At 42.8% G+C, this 16,824-nt stretch carries 15 protein-coding genes; 14 read left to right on the plus strand and 1 reads right to left on the minus strand.

The annotated features are described in order from the left end of the window. Positions 1–65: 65 nt before the first annotated feature. Positions 66–1,514 (minus strand): flavin monoamine oxidase family protein, encoded by a 1,449-nt coding sequence (locus tag ABC374_RS10005; RefSeq protein ID WP_413020311.1) that lies wholly within the window; start codon positions 1,512–1,514, stop codon positions 66–68. Positions 1,515–1,874: 360 nt separating this feature from the next. On the opposite strand from ABC374_RS10005, the gene ABC374_RS10010 reads away from it, so the two are divergent. From ABC374_RS10010 to ABC374_RS10075, 14 genes are all read left to right on the plus strand, one after another. Next, a complete protein-coding gene (locus ABC374_RS10010) occupies positions 1,875–3,236 on the plus strand; it encodes a cytochrome ubiquinol oxidase subunit I (protein WP_413017419.1) in 1,362 nt (453 codons plus the stop codon). Between the two features lie 15 nt (positions 3,237–3,251). Further along, complete coding sequence (locus tag ABC374_RS10015) at positions 3,252–4,298, plus strand: cytochrome d ubiquinol oxidase subunit II (protein ID WP_350302519.1); 1,047 nt, start codon at positions 3,252–3,254, stop codon at positions 4,296–4,298. A 28-nt stretch (positions 4,299–4,326) separates the two neighbouring features. Then, entirely contained in the window at positions 4,327–5,082 is a 756-nt protein-coding gene (locus ABC374_RS10020; RefSeq protein ID WP_413017422.1) for a hypothetical protein, read from the plus strand. 207 nt (positions 5,083–5,289) lie between these two features. Then, positions 5,290–5,901: a TetR/AcrR family transcriptional regulator gene (locus ABC374_RS10025; protein ID WP_413020312.1), complete on the plus strand. Its 612-nt coding sequence runs from the start codon at positions 5,290–5,292 to the stop codon at positions 5,899–5,901. Positions 5,902–5,961: 60 nt separating this feature from the next. Beyond that, positions 5,962–7,104 (plus strand): acyl-CoA dehydrogenase, encoded by a 1,143-nt coding sequence (locus ABC374_RS10030; protein ID WP_413017424.1) that lies wholly within the window; start codon positions 5,962–5,964, stop codon positions 7,102–7,104. 121 nt (positions 7,105–7,225) lie between these two features. After that, on the plus strand, positions 7,226–8,863 hold the full coding sequence (locus ABC374_RS10035; protein WP_413020313.1) for an AMP-binding protein: 1,638 nt from the start codon (positions 7,226–7,228) through the stop codon (positions 8,861–8,863). A 12-nt stretch (positions 8,864–8,875) separates the two neighbouring features. Next, on the plus strand, positions 8,876–10,225 hold the full coding sequence (locus ABC374_RS10040; protein WP_413017426.1) for an acetyl-CoA carboxylase biotin carboxylase subunit: 1,350 nt from the start codon (positions 8,876–8,878) through the stop codon (positions 10,223–10,225). Between the two features lie 38 nt (positions 10,226–10,263). Then, positions 10,264–10,476 (plus strand): acetyl-CoA carboxylase biotin carboxyl carrier protein subunit, encoded by a 213-nt coding sequence (locus ABC374_RS10045; RefSeq protein WP_034312225.1) that lies wholly within the window; start codon positions 10,264–10,266, stop codon positions 10,474–10,476. A gap of 17 nt (positions 10,477–10,493) precedes the next feature. After that, positions 10,494–11,393 (plus strand): hydroxymethylglutaryl-CoA lyase, encoded by a 900-nt coding sequence (locus tag ABC374_RS10050; RefSeq protein WP_350302523.1) that lies wholly within the window; start codon positions 10,494–10,496, stop codon positions 11,391–11,393. 19 nt (positions 11,394–11,412) lie between these two features. Then, positions 11,413–12,195 carry an enoyl-CoA hydratase gene (locus ABC374_RS10055; protein ID WP_413017428.1) on the plus strand — a complete coding sequence of 261 codons (783 nt, stop codon included), beginning with the start codon at positions 11,413–11,415 and terminating at the stop codon, positions 12,193–12,195. A gap of 23 nt (positions 12,196–12,218) precedes the next feature. Continuing rightward, the gene (locus ABC374_RS10060) at positions 12,219–13,748 is read left to right on the plus strand and encodes an acyl-CoA carboxylase subunit beta (protein ID WP_413017430.1); all 1,530 of its coding nucleotides are present in this window, start codon (positions 12,219–12,221) and stop codon (positions 13,746–13,748) included. A 194-nt stretch (positions 13,749–13,942) separates the two neighbouring features. Further along, positions 13,943–14,707 carry an NUDIX domain-containing protein gene (locus tag ABC374_RS10065; protein WP_413017432.1) on the plus strand — a complete coding sequence of 255 codons (765 nt, stop codon included), beginning with the start codon at positions 13,943–13,945 and terminating at the stop codon, positions 14,705–14,707. 15 nt (positions 14,708–14,722) lie between these two features. Further along, positions 14,723–15,274, plus strand: coding sequence for a cysteine hydrolase family protein (locus ABC374_RS10070; RefSeq protein ID WP_137019760.1), 552 nt, complete (start codon positions 14,723–14,725; stop codon positions 15,272–15,274). Positions 15,275–15,335: 61 nt separating this feature from the next. After that, the gene (locus tag ABC374_RS10075; RefSeq protein WP_413017434.1) at positions 15,336–16,805 is read left to right on the plus strand and encodes a nicotinate phosphoribosyltransferase; all 1,470 of its coding nucleotides are present in this window, start codon (positions 15,336–15,338) and stop codon (positions 16,803–16,805) included. Positions 16,806–16,824: the final 19 nt, after the last annotated feature.

Below are 16,824 nucleotides of genomic sequence, written 5' to 3' on the forward strand. Positions count from 1 at the left end.
ACCTTCCAAAAAGGAAGGTTTTTTTGTCAATACTCTTAAGTTAATTAAGCAAAGAAAAGGTCCATTCAAGGAACAGCGAATGTTCTAGGCAGATCCGTCACTTCATGTGCAACCCTGATGCCGGATTGAATGGCTCCTTCAATCCAAGCTGGTACGGTTGATGTATGCTCACCAGCGAAGTGGACCCTTCCTTCAGGGGTGGGGATGTATGGAAACAAGTCCGTTTCCTGACCAGGTTTAAACATGGAGAAAGCGCCGTAGGCATACTGATTCAGTGTCCAGCTATAAGAAGCTCCTGATAAAAAATGATCATATACTTGTTTTCCATGGATCACTGCCAAATTTTTCAATGCGTGTTGTATTCGGTCTTTTTCCGGAAGTATATCCCATAATGTAGCGTCATCTTCCCATGTATAACTTGCTAAGATGAGACCGGATTCACGCTGGTTGCTCGTTTGACTGGGGTAATAAGAGAACCTAATAGGTAAATCGGTCGTTAATTTACCGCCGAAGATTCCTTCCTTTTCCCAAAACCTATGCGTGAACTGAAGTCCAATTTTTGTGGATGCGGCATAATGAAGTTCCCTTATTGCCTTCCACTTATTATGGGAAAAGGAATTCCGGGGTTCAATATCTATAAATTGCAGTAATTGAAGAGGAATCGTCACGATCGCAAGGTCACCGGTAACCGTTAAGGGGTTTTGGCTTTGGGTATGTTTGGAATGGATGGTGACTTGATTATCATGTTGGATGATTTTTGTCACTTCATATCTGAAGTTTAAATTATCCCTCAATTCCGGTAGAAAAGCATATGGAAGCCGGTCGTTTCCTCCGTCGATTGAAAAAAACTTTACATCTGGATTAAAGAGCGGCATAAGCTCCCGAAGTATGGCCGGAAAAGAAAGTTCAGGGAATCCTTCTAAACCCATCAGGACTTTTATGCTTTCAATCGCCCCTGTTGATAGACTGATTCCGACTGGATTGTACTGCAAAAAGAAGCTCATGGAGTATTTATCAAACTCTTTAATGACTATTTCCCAATTTCTACGTGGGTTTTGAATGATGAAGTCAGTCACAGGCTTAATTGCCATGTTGAGTAATTCTTCAGCTGTTTTACCTCTTTCATGGGGAGCTACAGGGTACCTCAGTATATCCGGGTTCCGTTGATATATGGCAGCGGTCGTCTTGATTCCATTGGCATAAATGGGATCATTAGGAGTCGCATTCACAAAAGTGTTGACACGTAAACCATACTTCTTGATGTATTCAGCAACTAGGTAATGATAATTCGGAATGCGCATGGCACCGGCTTCAAGGTAGGAACCTTCTGAAAATGGCTCCCGTATGGTCAAAACACGCCCTCCAACCCTCCCGGTTGCTTCCAATATCGTTACATCGTGCCCCGCTTGTTTTAAAAGGGATGCTGCAACCAACCCAGACATTCCGGCACCAAGGATAATGATTTTTTTGGGGATTGGGGAAGGCCCCAGGCCATTTCTGATAACAGCCAGCATTTGATCGGGTGATAGCGGATCTTTGGAAAAGGACAAAGTGTTTTTCTCCTCTCTTGTAACACTTTCTATATGGGATTTAAGCTATCTTATTCCGATTGGGTCACCATTTATGAAGAATCTTCAATAATTTGTCATCCAAGTGCTTAGTGAAATTTTTTTAAGCGTATTGATGAAATCCACGTGATATATATTAGAAATAACCTCGATAGAATATCTAATAAACAATCAACCAAAAACATCATTAAGTAAAATGCTGACCTTCTGTAAAACCTATGAAAACTTAGTTTGTGGAATATTATTAAATATTTTCCTTTACAGAGGAGATACTACCAAGAGACAAAGGTTAGAAAGGAAGACAGTATGGATCATATACAAATGGCCCGTGCGATGTTCGGGACGAATATGGCTGTACATATCATATTTGCAACGATCGGCGTCGGGTTGCCGATGATGATGTTGGCAGCGGAATTGATGTATCAAAGGACAAAGGATTTACAGTATGTCGTCATGGCTAAACGCTGGACGAAAACATTAGGAGTTTTACTTGGGGTCGGCATTCCGACTGGTACGATTGCTGGTGTGCAGCTGTCATTATTATGGCCTGGGTTCATGGAAGTGATTGGACGTGTCATGGCGCTTCCATTCCAGATCGAGATTTATGCATTCATGGTTGAAGCGCTGTTCATGTCAATCTACGTGTATGCAGCTGAAAAAATCAAGCCATGGGCCCGAATCGTCAGTTTATTCTTTGTTGCATTCGGAGCATTGGCTTCGGCTGTTTTGATTTCTAATGTCCATGCTTTTGAAGGTACACCTGCTGGGTTCCGGTTTGAAAATGGGGAAATCGTCGATGTCGATCCTTGGGCGGCATTTTTCAACCCAAGTTTCTTGGTGACGGCGGGACATACAGCCTTGACTGCTTATACTACAGGCGCTTTTGTCGTAGCGTCCGTTGCAGCCTATAAGATGCTGAAAAATAAATATGGCACTGCTGAATTTAATTTTCACCAAAAAGCACTGAGGCTTAGTCTTGTCTTGGGTTTGGTTTTTTCTTTTTTGACGGCATTGAACGGTCATGCGACTACACAGCATTTATATAGGGAACAGCCGGAAAAACTGGCGGCGGCAGAAGGGTTGTTTGAAACACAGGACCATGCCGGACTTACCTTGTTCGGTTATACCGACAGGGAAGCCCAGGAAGTGAAGTATGGGATTGAATTCCCATGGTTATTAAGCTTTCTATCTGGTAATAGCTTCGATACGGTCGTGACCGGTTTAAACGATTTTCCGGAAGAGTATTGGCCTCCGCTTTATGTCCATATCTTATTCAACGCAATGGTCATCATTGGTTCAGGCTTAATCACGTTGGCACTGTTTGCATTGGTATGGAATAAATGGCTGAAAAAGGAGACATATCCGAAATGGATTCTTTGGCTGTTTGTTGCGTCAGGGCCGCTTTCGGTGATTTCAATTGAATGCGGTTGGATTTTTGCCTGTACAGGCAGACAGCCATGGACGATATACAGGATGCTGACCACGGAGGATTCAGTCACTTCGTACGAAAACCTTGGGTTTTTATTCACGATGTTCATTATTGTATATATCATTTTATGCGTTTCTGTCGTGTTTACACTTTTGTATTATTTCAAACGTCATTCCGTAATGGATGATATATATAAGGCCGAACAGAAAGATGTAAGGCTTTTCGATTCGAATTCATAAAAGGGGGGAAGGCGAATGAGTGATGCTCTTCTTGCAATAACACTGGTCTGGGGCTTTATTTTTCTTTATGCCATCATGGCCTCTATGGATTTCGGCGCTGGCTTCTGGGCAATGACTTACATTAAAAAGGAAGAAACGAATGCCACCAAGATCGCAAATAGCTATTTATCACCAACTTGGGAAGTAACCAATACTTTTGTCGTTGGTCTTGTCATTGCGATTTACAGTTTATTTCCAGGTGCGGTTTTCCCGATAGGGGTAGCCTTGATCGTTCCCGCGAGCCTGATACTTGTCCTGCTATGTATTAGGAGTGCTTTCTTGGTTTTCTCTCATAGCGTAGACAAATATGAAAAAGCGTTAACGTATATTTCAGGGTTGACGGGATTGATCATACCTGGGCTATTAATCAGCGTATTGCCAATCACCCATCTTGGATTTGTAGAAGGCGCGAGAGGAAATGAAGAATTGAATCTATTTAAACTTTTCACGAGTCCGAATGAGTATGCATTTGTGGGGTTCGGAATTATGAGCACGCTTTTTTTATCATCTTTGCTCCTGTCCGATTACTCAAAGCAGGCTGATGAAATGAAAGCATACAAAATATATCGCAGGGATGCGATGATAACGGGACCGCTTATGTTGGTCATGGCTTTGTTGGTTATGCTCACGTTAAGAAACGAAGCGAATTGGATCTACCAAGGAATGATGAAAAATTCTGGATTGTTATTCGTCTCGCTCATTTTTTTCATCATTAGCGGGATAGCACTGTACTTACCCTATTTTTCCAAGCGGGAGGTTAAAGGGATGCCCCGCCTCGCTGTAATAGCGATCATCATACAGTATTTAATTGGCAGTTATGTTTATGGTATCGCACATTTACCTTATATCATATATCCAAATGTCACAATTCTTTCAGGATTTACCGATCCAACCTCATTCCGGGCCGTGTTTGCCACATATATCGTGGGCTTTGCGATATTAGTGCCAGGGTTCTATTATTTCTGGTCCATCTTCATGAAAGATCAGCGTCGAAAGTTCAAGCGGCGACAAATGTCAAATTAGTTCATCTTTGAAAAGAGAGGTTATCACTATGAAAAAGTTAGATCTGCTAAAATATGCGGTTTTAGTCATCTCACTATTTTTGAGCTATCAAGCGGTGGAAGCGCATGATAAAAATTTTCAGGTAGATGGCACATATATATCAACAAAAAGAGATGTAACAGGTGACCAGAAAATAGACATCATCCAGGTTCAGGGACTGCCATTTGAGGAAGGAAGCAAATTTCTGAAGAAAATTGAGTTAAGTGTGGAAAGCAATCGCCGTACAATCAACGTCCCGCTTGAAGCTGGGTATAATCCAGATCTAAAGGTTGCCGACTTGAATAATGATGGAGTACAGGATGTATTGGTCACGGTTTTGATGGAAGGTAGGGAACGGTTGATATCCAGTTACGCCTATACGTTCAAGGATGGAAAAGTGAAGGAACTGGAAGTGCCGCCATCCGTCCCCGTAATCGCACAATTTCTTGACGGATACAAAGCGGAAATCATTATCGAAGGTCAAAAGCCTGTGGTGATAGATGTCAGTTCCAGAAAACAAGCGTATGATGAATTGGGCATTTATCGAAATGGAAAACTAAATGAACCGACAGAGCTTTTGGTTGATCCATACTCCTCATTGGACCCCAAGACCGTTTTTGGAAAAGGAAAAGCACTTATGGGAGTCCAAAACGTAAAAGGGTCCGATGAACCTGTTCCGATTTTGAAGATCAAATCAATATGGAAGTATGACAATGGATGGCAGCTTGTAAAAGCCCAGGTTAAACCGGTCAAGGGTAGTGAATGACATGGTATCGACTGCTCCTTAAATAAACTAGGTTGACAGCTCTTGGTTTTGAGGGCTGTTTTTTTGTTGATAATTAAAAATTGACAATTTTTAAATATTTGGTAAAATCTAAATAAATCCAGTTAACTACATAACCACATCTCTTTATGTTGTTAAATGTAAGCGGATACAAGAAGGGGGTGTAGTCTTACGGAGTTAAAAGAAAAAATAATTGAAACATCGTTGACGCTCTTTGATCAGCATGGTTTTCATGGTGTCTCCGTTAACGAAATCGTTAAGGCTTGCGGAACTAGCAAGGGTGGTTTTTATCACCATTTCTCTTCCAAAGATGAACTTTTATTTGTCATCCATGATTACTTTATTTCATATGTTTTAACAAAAGCACAGGAAGCCATCTCAGAAAGTACCCATCCAACAGAAAAAATGCAAAAGATCATTCAATCATTTGTTAAAGTTTTTGACCTCTATAAACCACACATCTCAGTTTTCTATCAAGAAAGCATTTACTTAAAACCGCCCTATGTTGAAGCAATCAAAAAAAAGCGTCAAATATATAAAGAAATCATTTTTTCCGTTATCAAAGAAGGTATTGACAAGGGAGTTTTCCGCAGCGAATTACCAGTGGAAATTACCGGAATGTCAATTCTGGGCATGGTGAACTGGTCCTACAAATGGTACAAAAGGGACGGTGGAAAAACGATTGATGAAATCGGTGATATTTACGTAGATTTAATTCTGAATGCCCTATTGATAGATATACAAAAAGAAGCGGAAATCACCCAGCCATTTTTACTGAAGAACAAAGTTGTTGTGGATTAAACAATAAACTTGATTTACACAGACCAACTAGTCGGTCTCAATAGAAAGGGGAATGAATAAATGGATTTTTCACTTACAAAAGAACAGCAGATGATTAAGGAAATGGTTAGGGAATTTGCCGAAAAGGAAATTAAACCCATTGCGATAGAGTTGGATGCAAAGTCCATGTTTGCGGAGGATGTATTCAAAAAAATGGGGAAACTCGGGTTGCTTGGAATTCCGTTTCCTGAAGAATATGGCGGTTCGGGCGGAGATACGATTTCGTATGCTATTGCCGTTGAAGAGGTTGGGAAGGCATGCGGGGGAACCGGCTTAAGTTATGCAGCAGCCGTTTCGCTCGGGGCAAGTCCAATTTACTATTTTGGAACCGAAGAACAGAAGCAAAAATACCTGGTTCCAATCACGACCGGTGAAACCCTGGCAGCTTTCGGGTTAACAGAGCCTAATGCGGGTTCCGATGCTGGTGGTACAAGAACGACTGCCGTGTTGGAGGGTGATGAATATGTGATTAATGGCGAGAAAACATGGATAACAAATGCCAGCTATTCAAGAACGGTTACCGTCACGGCTGTATCGGGCAAAGATTCCAAGGGCAAAAATATCATCTCGGCATTCATCGTGCCAACCGATACCCAAGGGCTAACGATCAATAGCAATTATGAAAAAATGGGAGTTCGAGCTTCCAATACTTGTGAAATCATTCTGGATAATGTCCGGGTGCCAAAGGAAAACTTATTGGGAGATCCAGACAAAGGGTTCAAACAATTCTTATTCACGCTTGATGGAGGAAGGATTTCCATTGCAGCTTTGGCCGTCGGTATCGCTCAGGCTGCCTTTGATAGAGCTTTAGTTTTTTCAAAAGAGCGCATTCAATTCGGTAAAACCATATCAAATTTCCAGGCCATTCAATTCAAGCTTGCAGATATGGCGATGGAAATTGAATTGGCGAGGAATATGGTATATAAGGCTGCATGGTTAAAAGACAATAAAAAGCCTTTTGCAAAGGAAGCGGCATACGCCAAGCTTTTTGCAAGTGAGACCGCGTTCCGGTCCAGCAATCAAGCGATTCAAATACACGGCGGCTCTGGTTACATGCGCGAATATGAGGTGGAACGCTATTTAAGAGATGCTAAGTTATTGGAGATTGGTGAAGGTACATCCGAAATTCAAAGACTCGTTATCGCCAGGCAATTAGGCTGTTAATCTTTACGGAACGTAAAATGAACAATGATGCTTGCGTTCATTTTGGTGAAAAGCAGATATCTATACAGCAAAAAGCGTTCAATCTTACTTTTATTTGATTAGGAGGAGTTTGATGTCTGATTTGCTAGATGTTACTATCGGAAAACTGCTTGAAAGGACAGCTGAACAATATGGTGATAATGAAGCGGTTGTGTACCATGAACTAGGCCTGCGCCATTCTTATCGCGAATTTGAAAAGATTTGCCGAAAGGCGGCCAGGGGGTTCATGTCACTAGATATTAAAAAAGGGGAACATATCGCCATTTGGGCATCCAATAAACCGGAATGGCTTATATCCCAATTTTCGACCGCGAAAATGGGCGGTGTGCTGGTAACGGTCAATACTAATTACCGCACAAGTGAACTGGAATACCTGCTCAAGCAATCCGATTCGACGACGATCATCCTGATGGAACAATATAAGAATCATTCATATATAGATACGCTGTACGAAATCGTTCCTGAATTGAAAAATGCAGAACCAGGAAAATTACAATCTGAGAAACTGCCAAAATTGAAAAATATCATCGTTTTAGGTGAAAAGCGTTATCCCGGAACGTTTTCGTGGGATGAAGTCATTAGCGGGAGCGAATCCGTTTCGGAGGAATCGCTGGACATGAGAATGGAGGAATTGGCTCCCGGTGATGTGATTAATATGCAATATACATCAGGGACGACAGGATTTCCAAAAGGAGTGATGCTGACTCATTCCAACTTGGTCAATAACGGATTGAATGTCGCGGAATGCATGAAGCTTACCGAAGCTGACCGGCTTTGCATCCCGGTTCCGTTTTTTCATTGTTTCGGCTGTTCCCTTGGCACGATGGCCTCTGTTTCTGTAGGGGCAACAATGGTGCCGATCGTGGAATTTAATCCACGAGTTGTCCTTCAGACAGTTGAAGCCGTAAAATGTACGGGGCTTCATGGTGTACCGACGATGTTCATTGCTGAACTTAATCTCGATGACTTTGACCAGTATGATTTAAGTTCGTTACGGACTGGTATCATGGCAGGATCCACTTGTCCGATCGAAGTCATGAAAAGCGTAGTGAATAAGATGGGCATCTCGGAAATTACGATTACTTATGGTCAAACGGAATCTTCTCCAGGAATTACGATGACAAGAACGGACGATCCGATCGAACTTCGTGTTTCCTCAGTGGGAAGGGCTTTGCCGAAAGTGGAAGTGAAAATTGTCGATCCAGCTAGTGGGGAAGAAGTCCAGCGGGGCAAACAGGGTGAACTCTGTTCGAGGGGATACCATGTAATGAAGGGATATTATAATAACCCGGAAGCCACTGAGCAGGCGATTGACCGGGAAGGCTGGCTTCATACGGGAGATTTGGCGGTGATGGATGAAAGGGGTTATTGCAAGATTACAGGCCGGCTGAAAGATATGATCATTCGCGGAGGGGAAAATATTTACCCCCGTGAGATTGAAGAATTCATCTATCAACATCCTGCAATTGTCGATGTCCAGGTACTCGGCGTTCCAGATCAGAAGTACGGCGAAGAGGTAGCGGCATGGATCATTTTGAAAGCAGGAGAAACCCTTACGGAGAAAGAATTGATAGAGTATTGCAAAGGGAAAATATCTTTTCATAAAATTCCCCGGTACATTCAATTTACCGATGCTTATCCAATGACAGCATCCGGAAAAATCCAAAAGTATAAGCTTCGGCAACAAACTCTTGACCTACTATCGGAAGGCACTAAATAAGGAGGATATCGAATGATTCGAAAAATTCTTATCGCAAACAGGGGAGAAATAGCATCACGCATTATTCGTACATGCAGGAAGCTGGGGATACATACTGTCGCTGTCCATTCGGAAGCTGATTCGGATTCGCCATTTGTGGGATTGGCGGATGAGGCATATTTACTGGGTGGCCCGAGAGTACAGGAAAGCTATTTAAACGTCAATAAGATTTTGGAAATAGCTAAGGAAACCGGAGTGGAGGCCATTCATCCTGGATATGGATTTCTTAGTGAAAATGCAGATTTCGCACGTTCATGCGAAGAAGCCGGCTTGATATTCATTGGTCCCAAACCAGAGATCATCCAGCAGATGGGCAATAAAGTCGAGGCGAGGAAAAAGATGGAGCAAGCGGGACTTCCATTGGTGCCTGGATTTTCACGTCCGTTAATTGATAGTGCGGAAGCGGCAGCCGTTGCCGAAAAAATTGGCTACCCAGTCATGTTAAAAGCAGCAGCAGGCGGCGGGGGAATCGGCATGCAGGCGGTTGCTAATGAAGATGAATTGACCAAAGCCTTCGAGGGGAATCAAAAACGTGCCCAATTGTTTTTTGGCAATGGAGATATGTTCATAGAAAAATTGATTGAGAAGCCTCGTCATATCGAAATTCAGGTATTGGCGGATTCCTTTGGGAATGCTGTTTACTTATGGGAAAGGGAATGCTCCGTTCAAAGGCGCCACCAGAAGGTCGTGGAAGAGGCTCCCTCTTCTTTCCTTGACGAAGAAACAAGAAACAGGATGGGAATGGCTGCAGTGAAGGCAGTAAAATCCATCGGTTATAGCAATGCGGGCACCCTCGAATTTTTAGTTGATGCAAATAAAAATTTTTATTTCCTGGAAATGAATACACGCCTTCAGGTGGAGCATCCTGTCACCGAAGAAATTACGGGGCTGGATTTGGTTGAACAGCAAATTAATATTGCATCTGGCAACAAATTGGAATTTGCGCAAAGTGAGATTAAACAGGATGGACACTCCATTGAAGTGCGCATATATGCTGAAGATCCGAAAACCTTTTATCCAGCACCAGGAAAAATCACAAGCATGGAACTTCCGGAAGGTGAAGGGATCCGTCATGAATTGGCTGTTCATGGAACTTCGGTCGTATCCCACTTTTATGATCCGATGATTGCCAAATTGGTGGTGAGCGGCGATTCAAGGGATAAAGCGATCGAGAGATTAAGAGAAGCGCTCGCAAACTATAAAATAGAAGGAATTAAAACAAACCTTCCTTTGCTGATGGAAATCATTTCTCATGAAGCTTTTTCCCAAGGAGATACGACTACGGATTTCATTGCAAAATATATAAAAAAATTGACTGTATAACGCATATCTTAAAACATAATGATCAGGAGGAATGTAAGATGGCAGAATTAAAGGCAAGCATGGCAGGAAGCGTTTGGAAAATCGTGGCGAACGAGGGGCAAAGTGTAACCGATGGACAGGATATCATTATCTTGGAATCTATGAAAATGGAAATCCCCATTGCAGCCGAGGAAGCTGGCACCATTAAAGAACTTAAAGTGAATGAGGGGGATTTCGTAAATGAGGGCGACGTTTTGGCCGTCATTGAATAAAGGGACGGAGGGGTAAGATGAATTGGCCTGAAAAAGTGACAATTAAGGAAGTGGGTCCGCGCGACGGGCTGCAAAATGAAAAGGTCATGATACCTGCACAAAGCAAAATGGATTGGATCGATCAGCTCTCTGATACAGGATTATCTTATATAGAGGTGACTTCTTTCGTCCATCCAAAGTGGATTCCCCAATTGAGTGATGCCGCCCTGGTGGCTAAGGGAATAAAGCGCAATCCCGGTATCACTTATGCGGCCCTTGTACCCAATCAAAGAGGACTGGAGTCGGCCCTTGAAGCCAATATCGATGAAATTTCCGTGTTCATGTCATCCAGTGAAACGCATAATCTTAAAAATATCAATAAGTCGATTTCCGATACCTTTCCAATAATGAAAGATGTCATCGGGACAGCAGCTAACAGCGGGAAAACGGTTAGGGGCTATATTTCAACCGTTTTCGGCTGTCCTTATGAAGGGGAGGTTTCGATCGAACAGGTTTTCCGTGTTTGTGATCAACTTTTTGACTATGGAATCAATGAAGTCTCACTGGGTGATACCATTGGGGTCGCTTCTCCAAGACAGGTTGCACTGTTCCTTGAACAGGCTGTAAAAAGATATGATATAAGCCGGATTGCCCTCCATTTTCATGATACAAGGGGAATGGCACTCGCAAATGTTCTTGAATCACTTAATTATGGTGTGGACACTTTCGACTCTTCGCTCGGAGGTTTAGGAGGATGCCCGTATGCACCAGGTGCGAGCGGAAACGTGGCAACGGATGACCTGATTCATATGCTACATAAAATGGGAATTCACACGGGAATCAATCCAGAAAAACTAATGAAGGCTGCGGCCATGATGCAAAGCTTTTTGGAAAAACCATTGCCAAGCCATCAGATGGCTGTTTATAACGCACAATAAGAGAAATTGAGGTGAATTTATGACTTCATTAGTTGAAATAAGTACTGAGGAAAAGGGAATTGCCCTCGTGACTTTGAATCGGCCGGATGCTGCTAATGCCTTATCCACGGAATTGCTTCATTGCTTGGTTGAAGTGCTCGAGGAATTGAAAAGTGATTCCAATTTACGAACAGTCATTATAACTGGGTCAGGTGAAAAGGCGTTTTGTGCAGGTGCGGACCTTAAGGAACGAGCAGGTATGAATGAGGATAAAGTCAGGGAGACAGTCAAGTTGATTGGAGATACGATTACGGCTGTGGAAAACCTTCCAGTTCCGGTCATCGCCGCGATTAACGGTTCGGCTTTTGGCGGAGGGCTGGAGTTGGCACTCGCTTGTGACATACGAATCGCATCTGAAACGGCGAAGGTGGGACTGACAGAAACATCGTTAGGCATCATCCCAGGCGCCGGCGGTACTCAGCGACTGCCTCGGATAGTCGGAATGCCGACAGCGAAAGAACTGATTTATACGGCTAGGAGATTGGATGCAAAAACGGCACATGCCTTGAAAATCATCAGTCATGTATATTCACCCCAACATTTACTTGAGGAAGCGAAAAAATTGGCTAAGGAAATTGCGGTCAATGCCCCATTGGCACTCAGGGCTGCAAAAGCGGCGATCAATCAAGGCGCTGAGACTGACTTGAAAACAGGATTGCAAATTGAAAAAGACTGCTATCAGACAACTTTAAAAACCCGTGACCGACTGGAGGGTCTGTCAGCATTCAAGGAAAAGCGCAAACCGGTATTTAAGGGGCAATGATTTCAATTGAAGGAGGAACAGGGATGGTAACGACGGATAAACTAACTGAAACGGTTGAGACGATTAAACAAGGCGGTTTAGAAAAATATCATCAAAAAAACGCTGAAAAAGGAAAGCTTTTCGTACGTGAACGGCTCGAGCTGCTTTTCGATGAAGGGGTTGAAATAGAGGACGCTTTCTTTGCTAATTGTGCCAGTGATGGTCTGCCTGCCGATGGTGTGGTTACAGGCATCGGGAAAATCAATGGTCAGAGGGTCTGTGTCATGGCCAATGATTCGACTGTAAAAGCTGGTTCCTGGGGAGCAAGAACCGTCGAGAAAATCATTCGCATTCAGGAAACAGCTGAGAAGTTACAGCTGCCCCTTCTTTATTTAGTCGATTCTGCCGGGGCACGAATTACAGATCAAGTAGAAATGTTTCCGGGACGCCGCGGAGCAGGACGCATCTTTTACAACCAAGTAAAGTTATCAGGAAAAGTCCCGCAAATTTGTCTATTGTTCGGTCCGTCTGCCGCCGGCGGGGCATATATCCCAGCTTTTTGTGATATCGTCGTAATGGTTGATGGCAATGCATCCATGTATTTAGGTTCACCGAGAATGGCAGAAATGGTCATTGGCGAAAAGGTGAGTGAAGAGGAAATGGGCGGGGCGAAAATGCATTGTTCCGTTTCAGGATGCGGGGATGTGCTTGTCAAATCAGAAGAAGAATCCATCGCGTTTGCGCGCAGGTACTTAAGCTATTTTCCAGGAAATTATCAAGAAAGGCCGAAAAGCGTAAAACCTGAGCTGCCTGCGGATTTTGAAAAAACGTTGGAAGAACTGATTCCTAAAAATCAGAATGCAGCCTTCAATATGTATGACCTGATCGATAGGATTATAGACAGGCAAACGTTTTGTGAAATCAAGAAGCTATTTGCCCCTGAATTAATCACTGGGCTTGCAAGGCTAAATGGACAAACGATAGGGATCATAGCCAATCAGCCGCGTGTCAAGGGGGGCGTCCTGTTCCATGATTCAGCTGATAAGGCAGCCAAGTTCATCAATTTATGTGATGCTTTCCATATACCGTTGTTGTTCCTGGTTGATATTCCAGGATTCATGATTGGGACGAAGGTCGAACGGGCAGGGATCATTCGCCATGGTGCGAAAATGATTTCGGCCATGAGTGAAGCCACGGTTCCCAAGATTTCTGTCATTGTCCGTAAGGCTTATGGTGCTGGACTATACGCGATGGCCGGTCCAGCTTTTGAACCGGACTGCGTTCTGGCCTTACCGACGGCATTGATAGCGGTCATGGGGGCAGAAGCTGCGGTCAATGCAGTCTATGCCAATAAAATCAATGCAATGGAACCAGAAGAGCGTCCTAAATTCATCGAACAGAAGCGCAATGAGTATAATGAAGACATCGATATTTACCGCTTAGCCTCCGAGATGATTGTTGATGGCATCATTCAGCCAAATGACCTGCGTGATGAATTGAGCGCCCGCTTTGAAGCGTATAGCAGTAAGCAATTGACATTTACCGATCGTAAACATGGGGTCTATCCCGTTTAAAGAATTCAATAAACAAGCCCGGTCATCATGACCGGGCTTGTTTTCATGTAATAAAATAAATGATTATTTAAATAATTAGAAAATTTTTCTGATTTAGAGTTGCTAAATCACACAAGGAAGAGTACTATAATTAGTAATTAATGATTTACTAATTACTTGAATTCCATACTTAGTGAAAGAAAGTGAGAGTTGCCATGGCTCAGCAGGAAAAAAAGAAATATATTACACCAGATGGATACACCGCAGATATTGCGATCTTTACTATTACAACAAAGAAAACGGCAGAGAAAGCCCCGCCTGAAATGTTTTTGAAGCTATTATTAATCAAACGCGCCACAAAAGATAAGGAAGGAAGCCCCAATGTTGAAGGAGATAAATGGGCTTTACCTGGAGGCTTTGTCAATGCTAGCGAGACTGCCTATGAAGCAGCCAAACGAGAATTGAAAGAAGAAACGGGCGTAGCTGGATTCCATGTCAAGCATTTCGGGGTTTATGACCGGCCAGGACGCGATCCCAGGGGCTGGATCATTTCCAATGCTTTTTATGCCATTGTCCAGGAAGAGTTCCTTAATCAAAGAAAAGCGAATGACGACGCAGCCGAGGTTGAATTGTTCACGATTCAGGAAGCCTTACAATTAGATCTTGCATTCGATCATTATACAATTATTAATGATGCGATGAATTTAATGAAAAAAGAAATGGTACAAACGACGATAGCCCAAAAATTCCTGCCGGATGAATTTACACTTTCTGAGCTGCAACGGGTTTTGCTGACAGCCAGAGATGATGCAAAAATCAGTGCAGACTCACTCTTTTATGCAAAAGCCCCGAAGCTCCCGTTTTTGGAGAAAGTCTTGGATGAAAAGGGAATGCAGAAGAAAACGAAACGGAATTCGTATCGGCCTTCACAGCTTTACCGATTTAATGCAGAGGTTGTCATGGACTCTATTTACTATTGAGGGGGAATTGGTGATATGGGGAAAAAGGCATTGATCAATATAGATTATACGTATGACTTCGTGGCGGATGGGGGTTCATTGACCTGCGGGAAGCCTGGTCAGGATATCGAGAAGGAATTAGTCAATATAACCAGGGATTTTATCAAACACGGCGAATATACGGTATTCGCGATTGATTTACATGAAGAAGGAGACCGCTTACATCCCGAATCGAATTTGTTTCCACCGCATAATATTAGCGGTACAATGGGTAGAGACCTATACGGGGCGTTAAAAGAGGAATATGAAACTAATAAAAATCAAAAGAATGTTCATTATATAGATAAAACACGTTATTCGGCCTTTGCAGGAACGGACCTTGATATCCGCCTGCGGGAACGTCACATCACCGATGTATATTTAGTCGGGGTTTGTACAGATATCTGTATTTTGCATACGGCAATCGACGCTTATAATCTAGGCTATAATATCTTTGTATATGAAAATGCAGTGGCCTCGTTCAATGATGCCGGTCACCATTGGGCGCTTGGACATTTTAAAGGATCTCTTGGAGCAACCATTCTATAATATCCATTCAAGCAACAGAATAGAAGGGAAGCGAATGCTTCTCTTTTGGGAGGAACTATCCATGGAAAAAAAGTACAACGACGACAGTTACGCATTACACACTGACCTTTACCAAATCAATATGGCCCAAACTTATTGGCAGGACAAAACACATAACCGAAAGGCAGTTTTCGAGATATTTTTCAGAAAGCTTCCATTTAATAGCGGATATGCGATTTTTGCGGGACTTGAAAAAATTGTCCATTACCTTCAAAACTTTTCCTTCTCGGAAAGTGATATCGACTATTTAAAAAATGGTCTGCACTATGATGAAGAATTTTTGAATTATTTGAAGAACATTCGTTTCACGGGAGCGATTCGCTGCATGAAAGAGGGAGAGCTCGTTTTCGGCAATGAACCGATATTACGGGTGGAGGCACCGCTTGGTGAGGCTCAACTCATTGAAACTGCGTTGCTTAACATTGTGAACTATCACACACTCGTAGCAACTAAAGCCTCACGCATCAAACAGGTCATCGGTGAAGAATCTGCGCTTGAATTCGGTTCAAGGCGGGCGCAAGAAATGGATGCTGCAATTTGGGGAGCGAGAGCGGCCTATATTGCTGGCTTTGATTCCACTAGTAATGTACGTGCTGGAAAGCTGTTCGGCATTCCGGTTTCAGGGACGCATGCACATTCCATGATCCAAGCTTATAAAGATGAATATACAGCTTTTCATAAATACGCTGTTTCCCATAAAGACTGTGTATTCTTGGTTGATACTTATGATACATTGCGTTCTGGCATCCCGAATGCAATCCGTGTTGCCAAGGAATTGGGCGATAAAATCAATTTCATTGGCGTCCGTCTTGACAGCGGTGACTTAGCATACTTATCAAAAGAAGCACGGCGTATGCTTGATGCTGCAGGGTTCCATGATGCGAAGATTGTCGCTTCAAATGACTTGGATGAATATACGATCATCAATTTGAAACAACAAGGAGCAAGAATTGACATTTGGGGCATCGGAACCAAATTGATTACGGCTTATGACCAGCCAGCGCTCGGTGCCGTTTATAAAATGGTTTCAATAGAGGGCGAAGATGGGAATATGAGAGATACCATCAAAATTTCTTCTAACCCTGAAAAGGTTACGACACCTGGTTTAAAACGAGTATACCGAATCATCAATAAAGTGAATCATCATGCTGAAGGTGATTACTTGGCGATGGAATATGAGAAGCCGCAGGAACAGGAAAAATTAAAAATGTTTCATCCTGTCCATACCTTCCTAAGTAAATTCGTCACGGATTTCGATGCGGTTGATCTGCATGTGGATATTTTCAAGGATGGAAGTTTGATTTATGAATTGCCGACCATAGATGAAATCAAGGCCTTCACGCACAAAAATCTCCAAGTATTATGGCCGGAGTACCTTCGTGCACTGAATCCTGAAGAATACCCGGTAGATCTAAGCCAGGATTGTTGGGATAATAAAATGAGGAATATAGATGAAGTTAAAGCAAATGTAGAAAGAATGCTAACGAAATGACCAATCTATTTTATTAGAA

This window comes from Peribacillus phoenicis (assembly GCF_047238085.1).
In the GTDB taxonomy this organism is placed as follows: Bacteria; Bacillota; Bacilli; order Bacillales; family DSM-1321; genus Peribacillus.